Here is an 18,423-nt window from a genome sequence, read left to right on the forward strand (position 1 = left end):
CCTCTGACCACCGGGCCCAGGATCCACCGTTAACGCGGGGCCCGCCCGCCGTCCCCCCAGCAGATGAGGCAATCCCATGAGCGACGCGGAGCGTCCCACGGGCGCGAGCAGAACAGCGCTTGCCACCCTCCTCGGCACCACTTTGGAGTGGTACGACTTCTTCCTCTACGGCACGGCCGCCGCCCTGGTCTTCGACAAGCAGTTCTTCCCGTCCCTGAGCCCCGCGGCCGGCACCCTCGCCGCCTTCAGCACCCTCGCGGTGGGCTTCGTGGCCCGTCCGCTCGGCGGCCTGGTCTTCGGGCACTTCGGCGACCGCCTCGGACGCCGCTCCACGCTGGTGGTCTCACTGCTGCTGATGGGCATCGGCTCCACCCTCATCGGGCTCGTGCCGGGCTACGGCACCATCGGCCTGTGGGCCCCGGTGCTGCTGGTCGTGCTGCGTATCGTCCAGGGCATCGGCCTGGGCGGTGAGGGCGCCGGGGCCACGTTGCTGTCGATGGAACACGCCCCCGAGGGACGGCGGAACCTCTACGCGGGCTTCCCCCAGATGGGCACGCCGGCCGGTCTGGTGCTGGCCAACCTCGTCTTCCTGGCCACGAACTCCCTGGCCGGGCACGGCACTTTCCTCGCCTGGGCCTGGCGCATCCCGTTCCTGCTGAGCTTCGTCCTCGTCGGGGTCGGCCTGGTCGTGCGGCTGCGCGTCACCGAATCGCCGTCCTTCCACCAGGCCCGTGAACACGACGAGGTGGTCGGATTCCCGCTCGCCGACGCGCTGAAGGCCGGACTGCCCCAACTGGGCCTGACCCTGCTCGCGGTGCTCGCGAACTCCGCGGTCGCCTACGTCTTCATGGTCTTCACGCTGTCCTACGGCACCCAGCACCGCGGCTACGACCAGCAGTTCCTCGTCCTCGGGGTGACCGGCGCCGCGGTGCTGTGGTTCGCCTCCATACCGGTGTGGACCAGGATCGCCGACCGCAGGGGCCGGCGCACCCTCTTCGTCGGGGGATCCGTGGCCGTCCTCGTCTGGTGCGCGATGTTCTTCCCCCTGCTCGACACCGGAGACGGCGCCATGGCCCTGCTCGCACTCGCCGGTATGGGCCTGATCCTCCCGGTGACCCACTGCGTCCAGGGCGCCATCATCGCCGACACCTTCCCCGTGCGGGTGCGCTACTCAGGCACCTCCCTGATCCTCCAGGCAGGTGCGGTGCTCGGCGGCGGCCTGGCGCCCATGATCTCCAGCGCGCTCCTCGGATCGGGCAACTCCTCGGCGGGTGTGACCTGTTACCTGGTGGGGATCTGCGCAGTCAGCCTTGCCGGCGCGGTGGCGCTGTTCCGGACGGTCCCGGAGACCTCGACCGAACAGGCCGTTCGCCGGCCCGAACGCGCAGGTGAAGCATGCACGCCCGCGCCGTGATCCGCAGCGGTCCCCTCCGGTTCGCCACCGCGGAACGCTTCGCCCTGCCCCGTCCCGTGCCGGGAGAGGCGAGTGAGCCGAAGGGGCGCGCCGAGCCGGAAATCAGCACCCCTCCGGTGGGCCGGATCTGCCCCCAGCCGCCGTCCCGGCTCGACGCGGTGATGGGCCCGCCCCGCGACCAGCGCCCGCAGAGCGAGGACTGTCTTCACCTGACGGTCACGGCCCCCGCAGCCCCGGCAGCGGGGGCGGCTCCCCCGACCGGCCGCCCGGTGCTCGTGTGGTTCCACGGCGGCGGCTTCAGCAGCGGTGCGGGCCTCCTCGACTGGTACGACGGCGGAGCGCTCGCCGCCGAGCAGGACGTGGTCGTCGTCAGCGCCGGCTACCGGCTCGGCGCGCTGGGCTACCTCGTCCTGGACGGGGTGAGCGACGGCAACCTCGGCCTCCACGACCAGCTGGCGGCGCTGCGCTGGGTGCGTGACCACATCGCCCGCTACGGCGGCGACCCCGGCAACGTCACCCTGTTCGGCCAGTCGGCGGGCGCCCTGTCCATCCTGCTCCTCCTTCAACTGGACGCCGCCCGGGGCCTGTTCCGCCGGGCAGTCCTCCAGAGCGCACCGCTGTCCATCGCCACCCGCTCGCTGACCGAGGCACGCGAGACCGGCCGCATCTTCGCTGCCCACCTCGGCACCGACCCCCGTACCGCCCCGCCCGAAGCACTGCTCGCCGCCCAGGCCCGGACCGCCGCCGACCAGCAGCGCCGTACGGGCAGCTTCCTGGCCCCACCCTTCGGCCCGGTGCGCGGCACCGCCCAACTGCCCGCCGGCACCGGACCATTCGCCCTCGGCGACCGCGCCCCGGACGTGCTGTACGGGTGGAACGCCGACGACATGTCCGCCTTCCCCGAGGGCCCGAGCGACACAGGCGGCGTCGCCGCACGCACGCGGCGCCTCTACGAGGCACCGCTCACCGCCCTGCGCGCGGAGCTAGAGCGCTCCGGCGCCCGCGTGCACGGCTACCGGCTGGACTGGCGCCCACCCGGCTCCCCCTACGGCGCCACTCACTGTGCCGAGATCCCGCTGCTCCTCGGATCGGCGGAAGCCTGGCGGGACGCACCACTGTTGGGCGACCTCACCTGGGCGGAGGTGAACGCGGTCGGCAAGGGGCTGCGCGCGGCCTGGGCCTCCTTCGCCCGTACCGGCGACCCGGGCCCGCTGCCCGCGCCGCTCACGCCGCTCCCCCGCTGAGACCAGCGGCCCGCTACGTGCCCCACCGGTGTGAGGGGGCACGTATCAGACTGCGCGGGCTCGGCACCGGTCAGAAAGGTCGAGGGCGCAGTACGGGCGTCACCGCGCGTCAACAGCCTTCCCGCCGTACGGACATGGGCGGGGGTCTGCCAGGCGGAGGGGAGGACAAGGCCCGCGCGAGGGGAACGCCAGGTTCGCGGGGCGAGTTCGCTTCGGGTGTCGGATCGCTGCGACCGACGCGACCGACGCGACCGACGCGACCGACGCGACGATGCTCGGGTGACGTGGTGTCAGCGGGCCAGGCGGCCCAGGAGCGAGGAGGCCGCGGCGATGCCCAGTACGGCGGAGCCCAGCAGGACGGCGTAGTCCAGGGCCAGGTGGGCGTGGGTGCCGAGGAGGAGGCCGCGGAGGGCGTCGACCTGGTAGCTCAGCGGGTTGATCATGCTGACCGTCTGGAGCCAGCCGGGCATGATCGCCACCGGGTAAAGGGCGTTGGAGGCGAAGAAGAGCGGCATGGTGATGGCCTGGCCGATGCCCATCAGACGGTCCCGGGTGAGCACGATCCCGGCGATCGTCATGGACAGACAGGAGAAGAAGGCCGAGCCGAGGACCACGGCGACGGCAACGGCGAGCAGCCGCAGGGGATTCCAGGTCATGGCCACGCCGAGCAGTGCGGCGATGAGGATCACCACCACGGCCTGGATCAGCGCCTTCACTCCGGCGGCGAAGGCCTTGCCGGCGATCAGGGCGGACCTCGGGGTCGGGGTGACCAGCAGCTTGGTCAGGATCCCGGCGTCCCGCTCCCAGATGATCATGATGCCGTAGAAGATCGCGATGAACATGGCGGACTGGGCGATGATGCCGGGCGCCAGATAGTCGATGTACGGGGTGCCGCCGGTCGGGATGGCGTTGAGGCGGGTGAAGGTCTCGCCGAAGACCAGGAGCCACAGGGCGGGCTGAACGGCGCGGGTGTACAGCTCGGTGCGGTCGTGCCGCAGCTTTTGCAGTTCGACCACGCACATCGCGACGACACGGGCGGGCAGCACCCGCCAGCCGGGGCGGGCGCGCGGCGGGACCAGCAGCAGGTCCAGCCGGCCGGGGCCGGTGGCGGGGTCAGCCGACCCGGTGGGCGGTGCGGCGGGTGCTTCGGACATCGCGGAAGTCTCCTGACTGCTCGTCGAGGCCGCTGCCGGCGACGTCCCGGAAGACATCCTCCAGAGTCGGCTCGGTGTCGGACGGGCGCACGGGGACCGACGGCGGAGAGGAGGGGGCGGCGGGGGTGGAGGTTGAGGCGGAGGGGGCGGGAGAGACGGCCGGAGGCCGGGCGGCGGCGCGGCGGCGGGCGCGGAGGGCGGACCGCAGCTCGTCGGGGGTGCCGAGGGCGCGGATCCGGCCGTGGTGCATCAGGGCGAGGCGGTCGCAGTACTGGTCGGCCTCCTCCATGTAGTGCGTGGTCACCAGGACGGTCATGCCGGTGGCGGCCCGTACGGCGTTGATGTGTTCCCAGACGCTGGTGCGGGCGATCGGATCGAGGCCGATCGTCGGTTCGTCGAGCATCAGCAGCCGGGGCGCGCTGACCAGGGCCTGGGCGAGTTCGAGACGGCGGATCATGCCGCCGGAGTACGTCTTGGCGAGCCGGCCGGCCGCTTCGGTCAGGCCGACCGCGGCCAGCGCCTGGCTGACGCGGGCGGCGCGCTCACGACGGGCGACGTCGAAGACCCGGGCGAACAGCGCGACGTTCTCCCGGCCGGTCAGCCCGGCGTCCGCGGACAGCTGCTGCGGGACGTACCCCAGCAGCCGGCGCACCGCCATCCGCTCCCGCGCCGCGTCATGCCCGAAGACCCGCACCATGCCCGCCGGGACGGGCAGGAGGGTGGTGATACAGCGGATCGCGGTGGTCTTGCCCGCGCCGTTCGGGCCGAGCAGCCCGAAGACCTCACCGGTACGGACGGAGAGGTCGACGCCGTCCACGGCCCTGGTCTCCCCGAAGGCGTAGCGCAGCGCACGGCAGGTCACGGCGTCGGGAGGGGGCGCGTCCGGGTCAGGGGTGTTGGGTCGGGGCGCGTCCGGGCCGGGGTTGCCGGGAGCGGGGGCGGCCGGGGTGTGCGGCGGCTCGTCCGGGGCCGCCGGTCCGGTCGGCCGTCCCCGTCCCCGTCCCTGTCCCCGTCCGCTCTCGTCGTCGGTGCTCATTTGCCCTCCGGATCAGCCGCTGGACACCCAGCCCGTCCCCCGGCGGGCGGGCCGGGAGCTCCCCTGCGGGCGCGGTCCGATGTTAGGTCCGAGGGGGAGCCGGAGACCGGGACGCGCGCGCGGGGCGGTATCGAACGGCCCACCCGGAAGGGGCACCGGCAAGCGCACCGCCGGGGAAGCCCAGCCAGGAGACGCACCGGCGATGGCGGCGATGCCCTCTCCTCGGCGTGACGCACGCCGCCCCACCGACTGGCGCTACGGACGCCGCCCCGCCAACCCGCCGTTCGTCCGCCCAACTGCCCTGCCGTACACCGGTCTTGACAGTCACTTGTAGGCGGAGAAGCCTGGTTCTTTCGGCAGTTGCCGGATGTCGGGGGATACCGGGGGAATCGGGGGACTCATGGTGAGGCACACGTCTGCGCACACGACGGCGGGCACATCGGCGGACACGGGCCGGAGACCGGCCTCAGGGGCGTCCATGAGCGGGCGCAGGACGGGCCGGACCGCCGCGCTCGGTGCGGTGGCCCTCGTCCTCACGCTGCCGCTGGCGGCCTGTTCACCGGGCAGGGCGGACGGCGAACAGGCGGGCGGCGGCTCCAGCAACGCGGCGGCCCCTTCGGCCCCGTCCGCGAGCCCGACCCCGCCCGTCGACCCCGCCACCTACCGCCACGCACTGACCGGCGCCCTCGGCCCCCTCGACAGCGCCCTGCGCACGGTCGACGGGGCGCACGAGGGCGGTGCGCTCAACAGAGCACTGGACACCGCCGCGCTGAAGGCCGAGGCCGCCGCCGACGCCCTGCAATCGACCGCCGCACCGGACAACGCCCTCGCGGGCCACAGCCAACTCGCCACCGCCTTGCGCGCCTTGGGGCAGGATCTGCGCAGCGCCCGAGGCAGCGGCGGCCGCTGCGCCACCTCACCCCGCGTCGCCCTCGACACGGCCCACGGCCCCCAGAGCGTCAGGGAAGCCGCTCGCGCCCTCAAGGCCCTCGGTTACGACGCCTCGCTGCGGCTGCCGCATACGGAGCGGGCCCGGCACCGGCGGCTGGCGAACGGCACCTTCGTACGCGACGGCAGCCGCGCCGGTCTGGGCCGGCTGACCGTCAACAACGGCACCAGCTCCGACGCGGTGGTGACCTTGACCCGCGGCACCCGGACGGCGTTCGCCGTGTACGTCCGCAAGGGCGCGAAGGCGACCGTACGCAGTGTCAACAGCGGCGCGTACACGGTGTACTTCACCACCGGCGAGGACTGGAACGGCGGGAAGAGCTCCTTCACCCGCCGGTGCAGCTTCGAGAAGTTCGAGGACAAGGCGAACTTCCGGACGGCGCGGGTGGCCGGCGGGACGCAGTACACGGTGCTGACCTTCACCCTGAACAAGGTGTTCGGCGGCAATGCCCCCACCAGCACGGTGCCACCGGGCGAATTCCCCTCGTAGTCGGCGGCCGGTGCCCCGGAGCGGCTCGGTAGGGTGGCGTCACGTGGGCGACAGCACGGTATGGACTTCGGCGATCGCGGCGGTGACCGGCGGCACGGCGGTGCTCGCCAGTTGGGTCACCAGTCGCGGCAGCACCCGGGCCGCCATGATCCAGGCCGAGACCGCCGCGCGCTCACAGCGTGCCGAACGGCTGCGGGAGAGCCGCCGCACCGCCTATCTGGACCTGATCGAACAGACCCACCGTATGGGCGAGTTGTTCTGGGAGATCTCCACCGTGCTACGACTCCCCCACTCCGAGGCCCGTACGTCCACGCTCGGCGAACTCCGGGACCGCGAGGTCGCCGAGTACGCGAAGATCCGCCGCTGCGCACGGGTCGTCGAACTGGAGGGCCCGCACTCGGCCGCCACCGCGGCCCTCGCCCTCCAGAAGACCACCCGCCCCTTCTACGCCGCCCTCAGCGCCGACCTGACCGGCGACCCCGGCGGCCAGGACGCCTTCGATGACGCCTACCGGCCCTTCTGGAGGGCCCTGGAGGAGTTCGTCGACGCGGCACGGGATGCCCATCAGAGCGACTGAAGAGGCGCCGCCGGCTCAGAGGAGCCGAGGGGAGTCGTGAACGGCGTCATCCCCGTCGGGCGCCAGCGCGAGAAGCGCGACATCATCGTGGAAGACGCGGGTGTGGCGGGGCAGATCGGTGTTGAGGAAGTCAATGACATCGGCGGGGCCGGGGGCGGGGGCGGTCCGGTCGCCGAAGCGATGGCGGAGCCGGTCCAGGAGCGGATAGAAGGCGCCGTTCTGGTCGCGGGCCTCGATCAGGCCGTCGGTGCACAGGAGAAGGACATCGCCGCAGGTGAAGGGGTGGGTGTAGGCGACGGGCCGCTCGTCGGCCAGGGCGCCCAGGCCGAGCGGGAGGGCGGGCGGCCCGATGAGTGGTGTCACCTCGCCACGGGAGATCAGAACCGGCTCGATGTGCCCGTGGTTGATGATCGTCACTCGCTGGGCGGCCGCGTCGTACTCGATCAGCGCGGCGGTGACGAACAGCTCGTCATCGAGGAGCTCTTCGGCCTCCCGGGCCAGCCGCCGTTCCATACGGGTCGCCACGGCCGGCAGGTCCCGTTCGTCATGGACCGCCTCGCGGAAGCTGCCGAGGATATCGGCGACCGTGCGGACGGCCTGGAGCCCCTTGCCGCGGACGTCACCGATGACGGCGCGCTCACCGGACGGCGTGGCGCGGATGTCGTAGAGATCCCCGCCGACCATGGTGCCGACCTCACCGGACCGGTACAGCCCGGCCGCGAGCAGATGCCCGACCCGGTGCGGCACCGGCCGCAGCAGGGTCCGCATCAGGGCCTCGGCGACCGAGTGGGCCTGCACCAGGGACCGCTCCTGGCGCCGGCGGTGGGCGGCCAGCGCCACCCCGAGCACACCGACCAGACCGGTGGCGACATACGCGGCGACATGGTGGTTCTCCCACAGCATGTGGACGTTGTGGCCGGTGCAGCACGGGGTGCCGGCCAACGTCCCCTCCAACCCCACCGCGAAGACCGTGGCCGCCGCGACCAGGACCGGCCCGAGGCTGTACGCGGCGATCACCGGCAGCGCGATGAGCAGGAAGCTCACCGCCCATGGCGTGGGGGTGACGGTCTCCAGCAGCAGGACGAACACCACATAGGCGACCGGCAGCCAGCGCATCCATACGGGCGGGCGGCGCACCTCGAAGCCCCCGCTGTCGACGATCTCCGCAAGCCTGCCGCCCGTACCTCCGCGGCCCGGCCCGCGACGACGGCCGATCCGCCGGAGGATCCACTCACCCGCTCTGTCCACACGGGCTCCTGACGCGACCGTGATCAAGAACCTCAGCCTGACGCGCCCAAACAGCCCAACCCGCTCATTAGGCCGTCGGCGGCATGTCCTGCGTCCCCTTCAAGCCCCGCCGGGTTACGGGACCGCCGGCGCCGGCGCTCCCCCTTCCGCCGGAGGACCCTCGCCCGTGCTCCGGCAGTGCGCCTCCACCGCGGCGACGCAGGCGCGCACCGGCGGGCTCTCGGCGCGGGTGAGCCAGGCGGCCCGGATCTCGCGGCGCAGCGCCGGACGGGTGGCCAGCAGCCGTACGCCGGGCGGGGCCGGCCGAGCGGACATCGCGGGGACGAGGGACGCGGTGAGATTCCGGGCGACCAGGGCGAGTTGGGTGGCATGCTCGGCGAGGAGATAACGGATGTCGGGCTCGACGCCACGGCTGCGCAGGGCCTGCACCAGGGCTTCATGGGGCGCGGTACCCGGGGGACAGCAGGCCCACGCCGTGCCCGCGAGGTCGGCCAGGTCGACGGTCCGGCGGTCGCTGAGCGGATGCCGCTCGGACAGGGCGACATGGACGTCCTCGCTGACCAGCGTGCGCAGTGTCACGCCTTCGGGGGCGGGAACCGGACGACCGGCCCAGCTCTCGATCAGCAGCAGATCGAGTTCACCGTGGATCAGCCGGGGCATCAGGTCGACGGACTCCCCGTCGACCACGGTCGGCCTGAGCCGGGGGTGGTCGGCGGTGAGGGCGGCCAGTGCGTCGGGCAGCAGGGTGCGGACGGCGCTGCCCACACCACCGATCCGGAGCGGCCCCAGCACCTCCTGCCCCAGATCCGCCAAATCTCCCTGTGCGGCGGCAAGTTGAGTAAGGAGCAGGTCCGCATGACCCGCCAGGATCCGCCCGGCATGGGTGAGGCGGACGCTGCGCCCGTCCGGCTCCAGGAGGGCGTGGCCGGCCTCGCGCTCCAGCTTGGCGAGTTGCTGTGACACCCCTGAGGCGGTCATGTGCAGAGCACGGGCAGCCTGGGCGATCGAACCATGGGCGGCGACCGCCGCCAGGGCGCGGAGCCTATCGATACCGAACACCTCACGGATGCTACCGAGTACCGCCATCACATCAACGCTTTTTGTTATGAATCCCGCCGGGCACAGTGGCTTTCATGACGTTGCGGGAGAAGCCGGTGTCCGTACGGCCCGACGGAAGCGGTACCCGGCGGACGGGCGAGGGTGACCCGGGCGCGCGCCCGTTCCTTGCGGCCGTCGCCGGGTCCGCCTGTATCTCGGCCTCGGCCGTGTTCATGAAGCTGTCGGGGACGAACGCGGGGACGGCGGCGTTTCTGCGCTGCGCGCTCGCCCTGCTCGTCCTGGTGCCGCTCGCCGTACGAGAGGTGCGCAGGGTGGGCCACCGCCCGCTGCGCTACCAGGCGATGGACATCGGGGCCGGCGTGCTGCTCGGCATCGACATGGTGTTCTGGGCGGCCGCCGTCCGGACCGTCGGCGCCTCGGTCGCCACGGTGCTGCTCAACCTCCAGGTCGTGGTCTTCCCGCTGCTCGCACGGCTGGTGTCGGGCACCAGGCTCTCCGGGCGCTTTGTGCTGATGGCCCCGCTGATGCTGACGGGCGTCGCGCTGGCGGGCGGCGCGCTCGGGCATCCGGCGGCGGGCAGCGATCCGGTCGCCGGGCTGACGTTCGGGACGGCGGCGGGTGTGACCTACGCGGGATATCTGTTCCTGATGCGGCTCGGCGGCGGCCGGGAGCACCTCGTCGCGCCGGTGTGCGTGTCGACCGCGGCGGCCGCCGTGGCGGCGGCGGTGCTGGGCGCGCTGTGGACCGGTATCGACCTCAACCCGGGCTGGCCCGCCTGGGGTTGGCTGCTCGCCCTGGCCCTGGTGGGTCAGGTCCTGGCCTGGCTGCTGATCACCACCGCCCTGCCCCGGCTGGCGCCGCAAACCGGCGCGGCGCTCCTGCTGCTGCAGCCGGTGCTGGCGTTCGGGCTGGGCATCGCCATCGGCGAGCGTCCGACACCGACCCAGGCCGGCGGCTGCGCCCTGGTGATCGCCGCCGTCTGGTACCACAGCCGCGCCTCCCGGGGAGGGACACCGAAAGCCGCTGCCTCACGGGCGCGTTGAGACCGTCACCCCACCGCGGCCCGCCACCCCGCCCCTCACCGTCCCCGTAACCGCCACCGCCACCGCCACCGCCACGCTCATCGGCCGACCGAGCCGTCAGCCTGCTCCCGGAGAATGTCGGCATGCCCCGCGTGCCGCGCGGTCTCCTCGATCATGTGCCCCAGGACCCATCGCATCGACCGCAGCGCCCCGGCTTTCCCGGCGGCCCGCGCGCACGGGCGGCTCAAGTCGTCACAGCGCGCGATGATCTCGTTGGAGCGCTCGATCGCAGCACGGTAGGCAGCGAGCAGGCGTTCGGCGCTGTCCCCCTCGGCAAGGTCCATGCTCAGGTCCGGAGGCGCGGCGCCGGCCCCCTCGAAGGCCCAGTCGAACCAGTAGACCTCCGCCGCGGTCACATGCTTGACCAGGCCGAGGACGCTGGTCCCGGAAGGCACCCCCGGAGCCCGCCCCTGCGCGTCCGCCAGCCCCTGCGCCTTCGCTGTCACCCCGTCCCGCACATAGTTCAGGAACGCGAGCAACGTGGTCTTCTCATCGGAGTCGACGCCGGGAGGCCCTACATCGCGGCGCGCGGGAGTGGTCGTCATCGAGGCACCGTAGCCCGCCACCCCGCGGACCACACCCTGATTTCTCCCGGTACTTCGCCCCCCGGCGCCTCGGGGGCCAGCGGTGCCCGACCGGGCGCCCCGGACCGCGGCATTAGGATGCGGGCATGGCAGACCCGGCCCCCACCACTCCTCCCGCGCGGGATCCGGAGCTCGGCTTCCCGCCGCCCGGCGAGGTGCTGCACCGGCTCCGTACGCAGCGGGGAATGTCGCTGCGCCAAGTGGCGGCGGAGTGCGGGCTGTCGGTGTCCTTCCTGGCCGCCCTGGAGCGGGGCGAGACCGATATCGCGCTGGAGCGGCTCGGCCGTCTGGCCAAGGTGTTCGACCACGATGTCGGCTCGTTCCTGGGGTTCTCCCGGGGGCGGGCCACCCCCTCGCTGTTCCCACGGGAGAAGCAGGAGATCCTGGAGCGGGCGCCGGGTGTCGTCTACCGGGTGCTGCGCTCCCCGGAGCTCGGATACCAGGTGGTGACGGGGGACTTCGCACCGCGCAGCGGCCTCAGCGAGGACCTGCAGCACGAGGGCTCGGACCTCATCATGGCGACCCGGGGCACCCTGGTGGCCCGGTACAACGGCCGGGACCACGAACTGCGCGCCGGGGACTGCATCCAGTGGTCGGCCGGTCATCCGCACACCTTCCGCAATGACACCGATGAGCCGGCCCAGATGATCGCCGTACTGTTCTCCAGCCTCTACTGAGCCCTTCCGCTCCCCTCCCCAACTGCCCTGCGGAAAACGGCCCGTGGGGCTTTTTGCCGTCCGGACCCGACTTCCCGTGCGTGCCCTGCCGTGGCCGGGACCACCACTGCCACCCCACGCCTGCCCCACGCCTGCACAAAACTGTCGCGGTGAACGATATTTTGGCCTAGCGTGCAGTTTATCGAACACAACGGAGGGAGTGTCAGCAGTGATGAGTCCCGGTACCAGTCCCAGCCCACCCGTCGGAAGCGCCGAGCGGCCCGCACCCGGCCGTACGGGCCGGAGCGGTGTGCCGGACCCCGCCGCACGACCCGCGGGGCGCCTCGCCGAACTGCCCGCCCGGGTGGCCCTCGTGGTCGTCTGGAGCTCGGGATTCCTCTCCGGCACGCTCGGCCTGCGGTACGCGGCGCCCTACACCTTCGCGGCGTTACGCTTCGCCCTCGCCGGCCTGGTGCTGCTGGCCATCGCCGCGATCCGCCGTCAGCGGCTGCCCCGCGGGCGGCGGCTGTTGCACCTGGCCGTCGCCGGAGTGCTCGTCCAGGCGGTGCAGTTCTCCAGCATCTACGTGGGAATGGACCTCGGCGTGCCGTCCGGGCTCGCGGCCCTCATCATCGCCCTCTACCCGCTCACCGCATCACTGCTGGCGGTCCCGCTGCTCCATGAGCGGGTCTCGGCGGGCCAGTTGCTGGGCCTCGCCCTCGGGCTCGGCGGAGTGGCCCTGGCGGTCGCCGAGGGAATCCGGCTGTCCCTCGACTGTCTGCCGGGGCTGTGCTTTCTCGCGCTGGGGCTGCTGGGCATCTCCGCCGGCACCGTCTACCAGAAGCGGTTCTGCGGGCAGATGGAGCCGGTGAGCGGCAATGCCGTACAGCTGCTGGCCGCCTCGCTGGTGGTGCTGGTGCCCGCGCTCCTCGCCGAGGGCTGGGACGTGCACTTCACCGCCGCGTACTGGCCGGTGCTCCTGTGGAGCGCGCTGGTCAACTCCGTCATCGGCGTCGGGCTGCTCTACCGGCTGCTCCAGCGCCATGGAACGAGCCAGGTCAGCAGCCTGTTCCAGCTGGTCCCGATGTGCACGGCGGCGCTCGGTGCGCTGCTGCTCGGCCAGCGGCTCGGCCCCCTCACCCTCGCCGGGCTCGCACTCGCCACGGCCGGCACCCTCCTCACCCACCGCGTCCGCCACTGAACGACCGGAGGCCACCATGGACCAGCTCAGGGACACCGGCCGACGCGCCCCGGCTGTCACCACTTCCCCAGCTGTCGCTACTCCCCCGACCGTCACTCCCCCGACCGTGACCCGTCTCCGCCTGGCGATCAGCCTGTTCTTCGCCCTCGACGGCTTTGTGTTCGCCGGGTGGGTGGTGCGCATCCCCGCCGTCAAGGAGCAGATCCACGCCTCGGCCGGCGCCCTGGGGCTGGCCCTGCTGGGGGTATCGGTGGGATCGGTCGCCACGATGCTGCTCACCGGCAAGCTGTGCCGCCGCTACGGCAACCATCCGGTGACGGTGGTGACCGCGGCCCTGCTGTCGCTGTCGGTCGCCCTGCCCGCGCTGACCCATTCCCCCCTGCAACTCGGCCTCGTCCTGCTGCTGTTCGGAGCCGCGTACGGGGGCCTCAACGTCGCCTTCAACGCGGCCGCCGTGGACCTGGCCGAGGCGGTCCGGCGCCCGATCCTGCCGTCGTTCCATGCGGCGTTCAGCGCGGGCGGACTGGCGGGCGCGGGCCTCGGCGGACTCCTCGCCCCACATCTGAGCCCGCTGCGGCACCTGTTGCTGCTGACGGTGACCGGGCTCGTCGTCACCGCGTATGCGGGCCGGGTGCTGCTGCGGACGCCTCGGCCGGCCACCGGCCCCGGCCCGCACCCCGACGGAACGGACGCGGTGCCTGGGCGCGGCCGGACGACGGTGGGCCGCCCCCGGCTGTTCCTCACGATCTACGGGCTGATCACCCTGTGCACGGCGTACGGCGAAGGCGCGCTGGCCGACTGGGGCTCGCTGCATCTCTCCGCGGACCTGCACACCGGGCCGGGTGCGGCAGCGGCCGGTTACGCGGTGTTCGCGCTGACGATGACGGTGTCCCGGATGGCGGGCACCTGGCTCCTGGAACGGCTCGGCGACACCCCCGTCCTGGTGGCCGGCGCTCTTCTCGCAGCCGTGGGGATGCCGGTGGCAGCGCTGACCACGCAGCTGTGGGCGGCCTACCTGGGCTACGCGCTGACCGGGCTGGGCCTGGCCAATGTCTTCCCGGTCGCGGTCGGCGGCGCAGGTGCGCTCGGCGGCCCCCACGGCGTCGCGGTGGCCTCGACCCTGGGCTACTCCGGCATCCTGCTCGGCCCGCCGTCGATCGGGTTCCTCACCGAGGCATACGGGCTGCCGAGCGCGCTGACCACGATCGCCGCGCTGGCAGCCGTGGCGGCGCTGCTCGGCGGGCTGGTCCGGCACGGCCGACGGCGCGCGCCGTGCTGATCGCAGGGCGCGCGCCCAGTGGTGAGCGCCCGCAGTGAGGGCCGTACCGGGTACCGCGGGCGGGGCACAGGCCCAAGACCTGCGGCGCAGCGGCCCCTTTCACGGACCTTCGGGGCGCCTTCACGGGCCTTCGGGCACCCTCAACTGGCCGACCACGTCAGCGTTCGGTGAGCATGCCGGCGCGGAGCTTCGACAGGGTGCGGGTGAGCAGCCGGGAGACATGCATCTGGGAGACGCCGAGCTCTTCGCCGATCTGCGACTGGGTCAGCTCCTGGCCGAAGCGCAGCTGGATGAGGCGGCGTTCCCGGGCGTCGAGTGTGTCGAGCAGCGGACCCAGCACCTGGTAGTCCTCGACGGCCTCCAGCGCCGGGTCGTTCTCCCCCAGGACGTCGACCAGGGTGCGGCGCTGCTCGGACGGGTCGGGGTCGGCGGGGGTGTCGAGCGATCCGGCGGTGTATCCGTTGGCGGCGACGATGCCCTCGATGACCTCGTCCTCCGACAGTTCGAGGTGCGCGGCCAGCTCGCGGACGGTGGGGTCGCGGTCGAGCTTGGCGGCGAGGTGCTCCTTGGCCTTGGCCAGGTCGCTGCGCAGCTCCTGGAGGCGGCGGGGCACATGGACGGCCCAGCCGGTGTCGCGGAAGAACCGCTTGATCTCGCCCAGGATGTAGGGGACGGCAAAGGTGGAGAACTCCACCTCACGCGTGACGTCGAACCGGTCGATGGCCTTGATCAGACCGATGGTGCCCACCTGGATGACGTCTTCCATGTCGTCACCGCGATTGCGGTAGCGGCGGGCGACATAGCGGACCATCGACATATTCATCTCGATGAGGGTGTTCCGCGCGTACTGGTACTCGTGCGTGCCCTCTTCGAGCGCCTGCAGCCGGGCGAAGAACTGCCTGGACAGCTCCCGCGCGTCCCGAGGTGCCACCTTCTGCGGTTGCCTCACCTCCGGGAGTACGGAAGCCGTGGTGATCTCTCGCTGCTCGGTCGCGGTCTCGCTCACGATGGTGGTCATCTCGCCTTCCCGCGCGCCCGGCACCCGCGGACGCTGCAGCGGCCCGCCTACCCCGATCCATCCACGTCATGCCTGTGAAGTGGGAGATTGAGGCAACTTCGCTCCGGGCGGCGGCAGTTGCGAGACCGGTCCAGCGTCAGGAACCTCGTACGCCCCAAAGCCCGCGAACGGCAACTGGATTCCCGGGCAATGCGCGTTAGTGACGCGGAGGCTGCCCGGCTTCCCCCACCAGAAACATTGTGTGTGCGTCGAATGCACGGGCACACGATGTCTGGGAGGTTGATAATTATGGTTCCCCTGCTACTCGTGCTTCTTCTCGCACTGCTGCTTTTCGGCGCCGGATTCGCTCTGAAGGCGCTCTGGTATGTCGCGGTAGCCGTACTCATCATCTGGGCACTGGGTTTTCTCCTGCGTTCCGCGGGAGCCGGTGGCAAGCGCGGCCGCTGGTATCGCTGGTAGCCGCACCCCAGATATCCGGGGTGGGTCGGACAACACCACGTTGTCCGACCCACCCCGATTTTTCTGTGCCTGCTGAGGCATCATCACCCCCCACGCGGAAACACGAGAGGTACGGCCCGGGGCGTGCACTGTTCCCGCAGGGGACTCACCTCCATCGCAGGGCACGCTCCGGGTCGGCAATCGTGCCCGTGCATTCCGCACCATCGTTTGGCAGCACAATGCGCGGGCACGAGAGCAATGCCGCCAACGGAAGGACCACCATGAGTGCCAGCGAAAAGGCCAAGGCCCTCGCCGAACAGGCCATCGGCAAGGTCAAGAAGGAAGCGGGCCGAGCCGTCGGAAACGAAAGCGCCACCGCCGAGGGCTCCGCACAGGAATCCAGGGGAGACCTCCGCGGAGCAAAGGAGAAGACCAAGGACGCCTTCAAGAAATAGGCAGGCAACGACGACCGGCACACGGGAGGGGCCGCCGCTTTTCTGCGGTGGCCCCTCCTCTTGTCCGCAGTCCGGCGCCTGTCCGGAGTCCGGCGCCTGTCCCGTGCCCGGCCGCTGCCCGGTGTCCGGCCGCGTGGTGGACACCGCCACGCGAGGCCGGCGGTTCACCGGTCGACATAGTGCTGGAGCACGTCACAGGTGTACTGAAACTCCTCCATCAGACGAGCGGCCTCAATGACCAGCACCCCATACGGGCGGCCGGGATCAGTGAGCGGCAAGTCGCCCCGCTCCGCCTCCTCGGTCAGTCGTCGGCGGTAGTTCTGTGCCTGGTCGGCCAGTTGGTGGAGCTGGGAGGTCTGGTCGGCGAGCCGGTCCTCGTCGAGGTCTGCGAAGACCTGGGTGATCCGGGAGAGGGATTCCAGGAAATCGGCGTAGCTCGCCAGGAAGGCGCCGTAGCGATTGCGGTCTTCGTCCGCACTCCACAGGTCCAAGCTCCGGGTCAGGGCGCCGACTTGGCGCACGGTGCGCTCCAGCGCCTCCAGCACCGCGGCGTATGCCTCGAAGTGGGTATACGGGCGCTCGCGGCGCAAGAACCGGCGCGGGTTGTAGTGGAGGCTCTCCCGGGCCATCCGCAGTCCCGTTCTGGCCTGGGTGACCAGTTCTCCGGTCTGTTCGGCCCGCGACCGCCACCGTCCGGTGCGCTCCTGGTCGAGTCCGCCTTCACGCAGCGCCGGGTAGATGTCGCTCATCAGGTCGCACAGGGCGTGGGCCAGGGTGCGGATGCCGTGTTCGGCGCTGCGGTAGCGCAGCGGCGGCAGCACGGTGACGTTGACGAGGACGCCGATGCCGCACCCGATGAGGACGAGCAGGATGATCTGCCCCAGCTGGGTGGTCCTGTCGTGCGTCGAGGTGGCGGATACATAGGTGGAGAAGGCGAAGAACGCCGCGGTGGCCACCTGGGAGCCCTGCGCGCCGAGCGCGGGCCACCGGCCGATGGTGAGCGCCACCGCCGCCACCAGGGCGAACGTCAGTACCTCGGGCCCGACGAGAAAGCCCAGGGCCGCCTGTACGGCCACGCCCGCCACCACCGCGCCTACGTAGCGCGAGGACTGCAGCAGCGACTGGTAGACGGTCACTTGCATGATGAGCACCGCGGAGAACGGGGCGAAGGCAGGCGATTGTGCGTGCAGGAGGTGGTAGGCGACCACCCAGGCGATCGTCGCCGCCAAGGTGCCTTTGGTGATGAGCAGCACCGTGGTGCGCTCATGACCCTCCGACCCCAGCGCCCGCCCCCACCACTGCCGGAGGCGTGCCATCCGGTCCTGCCGTGCCGGCCGCTTGCGCCGCCCGCTGACCTCTCCGGCCATGCCGTCCCTTCGCCTGCTGCCCATCCGCGCTTCGGCGGATCTTCCGGTGCCCGTATCCGGTACCCGGCCGCAGGGGAAGCATCCATGCCGTACGGGAGCGGTGTCCCGGCCGTTCCTCTATGGCGCGCGGCCTGATGACCTCGCCTTCTGGAGCTCTGCCCGCTCAGCCGTCGACAGCAGCCCCAGCCGGGGTCACTTCAGGCCGAGCATGCCCTCGCGCAGCTGCTTGATGATGCGGGCGAGCAGTCGGGAGACATGCATCTGGGAGATGCCGAGCGCCGCGCCGATCTGGGCCTGTGTCATCTCCCGGTCGAAGCGCAGATGGACGATGAGCCGGTCGCGCTCACCGAGCTGTTGCAGCAGCGAGGCCAGCGCGTAGCGGTCTTCGACGTGCTCCGTGGCGGGGTCGGTCGTGCCGAGAAGGTCGGCGAAGGCGGGACCGCCGCCCGGTGTCGCCTCACTGTCACCGGAGAGGTGCAGGGAGACGGCCGTGTGGCCATTACCGGCCACAATTCCCTCGATGATCTCCTCTTCCGTGAGCTGCAAATGCTCGGCCAGCTCTTTGACGGTGGGTTCGCGGTCCAGGAGGGTGGACAGCTGCTCCATGGCCTGAGCCAGGTCGATACGGAGTTCCTGGAGCCGGCGCGGGACATGAACGGCCCAGCTGGTGTCGCGGAAGAACCGCTTGATCTCCCCGAGGATATGGGGAATGGCGAAGGCCGAAAACTCCGTTCGGCGGGAGAGGTCGAACCGGTCGATGGCCTTGATGAGGCCGATGGTACCGACCTGGACGATGTCCTCCATTTGGTCACGGTGGCTGCTGTACCGGGAGGCCACATAGCGCACCAGCGACAAGTTCATCTCGACGAGCGTATTGCGGGCGTACTGATACTCGGGAGTTCCCTCGTCGAGTTCCGCGAGCCGCTCGAAGAACAGCGGCGACAGCGCCTTGGCGTCATAGGGCGCCACACTCCCGGCGTCCTCGATGCGCGGAAGCGTGGTGGAATATCTTCCGGCCTGCGGTGACGGCCCGTCATGGGGCCCCGGCAGTTGTGTGTCACATACGTCCTCGAAAACCGTGTTCATGCTCCACCTCCGGAGTTCAGGTCGTTGAGCTGGCCTGTTGCCCGGCGCCGGGGTCCTTATGCGTATCGGGGAAACAATCACCCCGCT

General features: G+C 71.5%; 18 protein-coding genes. 10 read left to right on the forward strand and 8 right to left on the reverse strand.

The genetic code is table 11. The features are described from left to right. The first annotated feature begins 76 nt into the window (after positions 1-76). On the forward strand, positions 77-1,414 hold the full coding sequence (locus STRTU_RS08230) for an MFS transporter (RefSeq protein WP_159742945.1): 1,338 nt from the start codon (positions 77-79) through the stop codon (positions 1,412-1,414). Beyond that, positions 1,396-2,658 (forward strand): carboxylesterase family protein, encoded by a 1,263-nt coding sequence (locus tag STRTU_RS08235; protein WP_159742946.1) that lies wholly within the window; start codon positions 1,396-1,398, stop codon positions 2,656-2,658. The genes STRTU_RS08230 and STRTU_RS08235 overlap by 19 nt, the downstream gene beginning before the upstream one ends. 290 nt (positions 2,659-2,948) lie before the next feature. On the opposite strand, the gene STRTU_RS08240 is transcribed toward STRTU_RS08235, so the two are convergent. Both STRTU_RS08240 and STRTU_RS08245 read right to left on the reverse strand, forming a co-directional pair. Next, complete coding sequence (locus STRTU_RS08240) at positions 2,949-3,812, reverse strand: ABC transporter permease (RefSeq protein WP_159742947.1); 864 nt, start codon at positions 3,810-3,812, stop codon at positions 2,949-2,951. Next, positions 3,772-4,848 (reverse strand): ATP-binding cassette domain-containing protein, encoded by a 1,077-nt coding sequence (locus tag STRTU_RS08245; protein WP_246240246.1) that lies wholly within the window; start codon positions 4,846-4,848, stop codon positions 3,772-3,774. The genes STRTU_RS08240 and STRTU_RS08245 overlap by 41 nt, the downstream gene beginning before the upstream one ends. 478 nt (positions 4,849-5,326) lie before the next feature. Between STRTU_RS08245 and STRTU_RS08250 the strand changes: the two genes are divergently transcribed. Together STRTU_RS08250 and STRTU_RS08255 are read left to right on the forward strand one after the other, a co-directional pair. Beyond that, the gene (locus STRTU_RS08250; RefSeq protein WP_159742948.1) at positions 5,327-6,286 is read left to right on the forward strand and encodes a hypothetical protein; all 960 of its coding nucleotides are present in this window, start codon (positions 5,327-5,329) and stop codon (positions 6,284-6,286) included. Positions 6,287-6,329: 43 nt separating this feature from the next. After that, positions 6,330-6,863, forward strand: coding sequence for a hypothetical protein (locus tag STRTU_RS08255; protein ID WP_159742949.1), 534 nt, complete (start codon positions 6,330-6,332; stop codon positions 6,861-6,863). Between the two features lie 15 nt (positions 6,864-6,878). Here STRTU_RS08255 and STRTU_RS08260 read toward each other — a convergent pair whose 3' ends face one another. Next, on the reverse strand, positions 6,879-8,111 hold the full coding sequence (locus tag STRTU_RS08260) for a PP2C family protein-serine/threonine phosphatase (RefSeq protein WP_159742950.1): 1,233 nt from the start codon (positions 8,109-8,111) through the stop codon (positions 6,879-6,881). Positions 8,112-8,225: 114 nt separating this feature from the next. Then, entirely contained in the window at positions 8,226-9,170 is a 945-nt protein-coding gene (locus tag STRTU_RS08265) for a LysR family transcriptional regulator (protein WP_159742951.1), read from the reverse strand. 74 nt (positions 9,171-9,244) lie between these two features. On the opposite strand from STRTU_RS08265, the gene STRTU_RS08270 reads away from it, so the two are divergent. Further along, on the forward strand, positions 9,245-10,213 hold the full coding sequence (locus STRTU_RS08270) for a DMT family transporter (protein ID WP_159742952.1): 969 nt from the start codon (positions 9,245-9,247) through the stop codon (positions 10,211-10,213). 77 nt (positions 10,214-10,290) lie between these two features. On the opposite strand, the gene STRTU_RS08275 is transcribed toward STRTU_RS08270, so the two are convergent. Then, positions 10,291-10,797 (reverse strand): DinB family protein, encoded by a 507-nt coding sequence (locus tag STRTU_RS08275; protein ID WP_159742953.1) that lies wholly within the window; start codon positions 10,795-10,797, stop codon positions 10,291-10,293. Positions 10,798-10,922: 125 nt separating this feature from the next. Here STRTU_RS08275 and STRTU_RS08280 point away from each other — a divergent pair, with 125 nt between their 5' ends. From STRTU_RS08280 to STRTU_RS08290, 3 genes are all read left to right on the forward strand, one after another. Continuing rightward, positions 10,923-11,513, forward strand: coding sequence for a helix-turn-helix domain-containing protein (locus tag STRTU_RS08280; protein WP_159742954.1), 591 nt, complete (start codon positions 10,923-10,925; stop codon positions 11,511-11,513). 211 nt (positions 11,514-11,724) lie between these two features. Beyond that, positions 11,725-12,693 carry a DMT family transporter gene (locus tag STRTU_RS08285; RefSeq protein WP_246240250.1) on the forward strand — a complete coding sequence of 323 codons (969 nt, stop codon included), beginning with the start codon at positions 11,725-11,727 and terminating at the stop codon, positions 12,691-12,693. Between the two features lie 106 nt (positions 12,694-12,799). Further along, a complete protein-coding gene (locus tag STRTU_RS08290) occupies positions 12,800-13,972 on the forward strand; it encodes an MFS transporter (protein WP_371873573.1) in 1,173 nt (390 codons plus the stop codon). 157 nt (positions 13,973-14,129) lie between these two features. On the opposite strand, the gene STRTU_RS08295 is transcribed toward STRTU_RS08290, so the two are convergent. After that, positions 14,130-14,990 carry an RNA polymerase sigma factor SigF gene (locus tag STRTU_RS08295; RefSeq protein ID WP_159742956.1) on the reverse strand — a complete coding sequence of 287 codons (861 nt, stop codon included), beginning with the start codon at positions 14,988-14,990 and terminating at the stop codon, positions 14,130-14,132. Positions 14,991-15,278: 288 nt separating this feature from the next. Here STRTU_RS08295 and STRTU_RS08300 point away from each other — a divergent pair, with 288 nt between their 5' ends. Both STRTU_RS08300 and STRTU_RS08305 read left to right on the forward strand, forming a co-directional pair. Further along, positions 15,279-15,449, forward strand: coding sequence for a hydrophobic protein (locus tag STRTU_RS08300; protein WP_159742957.1), 171 nt, complete (start codon positions 15,279-15,281; stop codon positions 15,447-15,449). A gap of 260 nt (positions 15,450-15,709) precedes the next feature. Then, positions 15,710-15,883 carry a CsbD family protein gene (locus STRTU_RS08305; protein WP_159742958.1) on the forward strand — a complete coding sequence of 58 codons (174 nt, stop codon included), beginning with the start codon at positions 15,710-15,712 and terminating at the stop codon, positions 15,881-15,883. A 164-nt stretch (positions 15,884-16,047) separates the two neighbouring features. Here the strand turns inward: STRTU_RS08305 and STRTU_RS08310 are convergent, their stop codons facing one another. Together STRTU_RS08310 and STRTU_RS08315 are read right to left on the reverse strand one after the other, a co-directional pair. Beyond that, positions 16,048-17,250, reverse strand: a complete 1,203-nt coding sequence (locus tag STRTU_RS08310) for an FUSC family protein (protein ID WP_246240253.1) — start codon at positions 17,248-17,250, stop codon at positions 16,048-16,050. 192 nt (positions 17,251-17,442) lie between these two features. After that, the gene (locus tag STRTU_RS08315; RefSeq protein ID WP_246240256.1) at positions 17,443-18,336 is read right to left on the reverse strand and encodes a SigB/SigF/SigG family RNA polymerase sigma factor; all 894 of its coding nucleotides are present in this window, start codon (positions 18,334-18,336) and stop codon (positions 17,443-17,445) included. Positions 18,337-18,423 lie beyond the last annotated feature (87 nt).

This window comes from Streptomyces tubercidicus (genome assembly GCF_027497495.1).
Taxonomy (GTDB): Bacteria; Actinomycetota; Actinomycetes; order Streptomycetales; family Streptomycetaceae; genus Streptomyces; species Streptomyces tubercidicus.

Coding starts and splice junctions, on each gene's coding strand:
- STRTU_RS08270 (WP_159742952.1), top strand. CDS start 9,245: ATGACGTTGCGGGAGAAGCCGGTGTCCGTACGGCCCGACGGAAGCGGT.
- STRTU_RS08305 (WP_159742958.1), top strand. CDS start 15,710: ATGAGTGCCAGCGAAAAGGCCAAGGCCCTCGCCGAACAGGCCATCGGC.
- STRTU_RS08245 (WP_246240246.1), bottom strand. CDS start 4,848: ATGAGCACCGACGACGAGAGCGGACGGGGACAGGGACGGGGACGGGGA.
- STRTU_RS08280 (WP_159742954.1), top strand. CDS start 10,923: ATGGCAGACCCGGCCCCCACCACTCCTCCCGCGCGGGATCCGGAGCTC.
- STRTU_RS08315 (WP_246240256.1), bottom strand. CDS start 18,336: ATGAACACGGTTTTCGAGGACGTATGTGACACACAACTGCCGGGGCCC.
- STRTU_RS08295 (WP_159742956.1), bottom strand. CDS start 14,990: ATGACCACCATCGTGAGCGAGACCGCGACCGAGCAGCGAGAGATCACC.
- STRTU_RS08230 (WP_159742945.1), top strand. CDS start 77: ATGAGCGACGCGGAGCGTCCCACGGGCGCGAGCAGAACAGCGCTTGCC.
- STRTU_RS08300 (WP_159742957.1), top strand. CDS start 15,279: ATGGTTCCCCTGCTACTCGTGCTTCTTCTCGCACTGCTGCTTTTCGGC.
- STRTU_RS08275 (WP_159742953.1), bottom strand. CDS start 10,797: ATGACGACCACTCCCGCGCGCCGCGATGTAGGGCCTCCCGGCGTCGAC.
- STRTU_RS08240 (WP_159742947.1), bottom strand. CDS start 3,812: ATGTCCGAAGCACCCGCCGCACCGCCCACCGGGTCGGCTGACCCCGCC.
- STRTU_RS08235 (WP_159742946.1), top strand. CDS start 1,396: ATGCACGCCCGCGCCGTGATCCGCAGCGGTCCCCTCCGGTTCGCCACC.
- STRTU_RS08250 (WP_159742948.1), top strand. CDS start 5,327: ATGAGCGGGCGCAGGACGGGCCGGACCGCCGCGCTCGGTGCGGTGGCC.
- STRTU_RS08310 (WP_246240253.1), bottom strand. CDS start 17,250: ATGGCCGGAGAGGTCAGCGGGCGGCGCAAGCGGCCGGCACGGCAGGAC.
- STRTU_RS08285 (WP_246240250.1), top strand. CDS start 11,725: ATGAGTCCCGGTACCAGTCCCAGCCCACCCGTCGGAAGCGCCGAGCGG.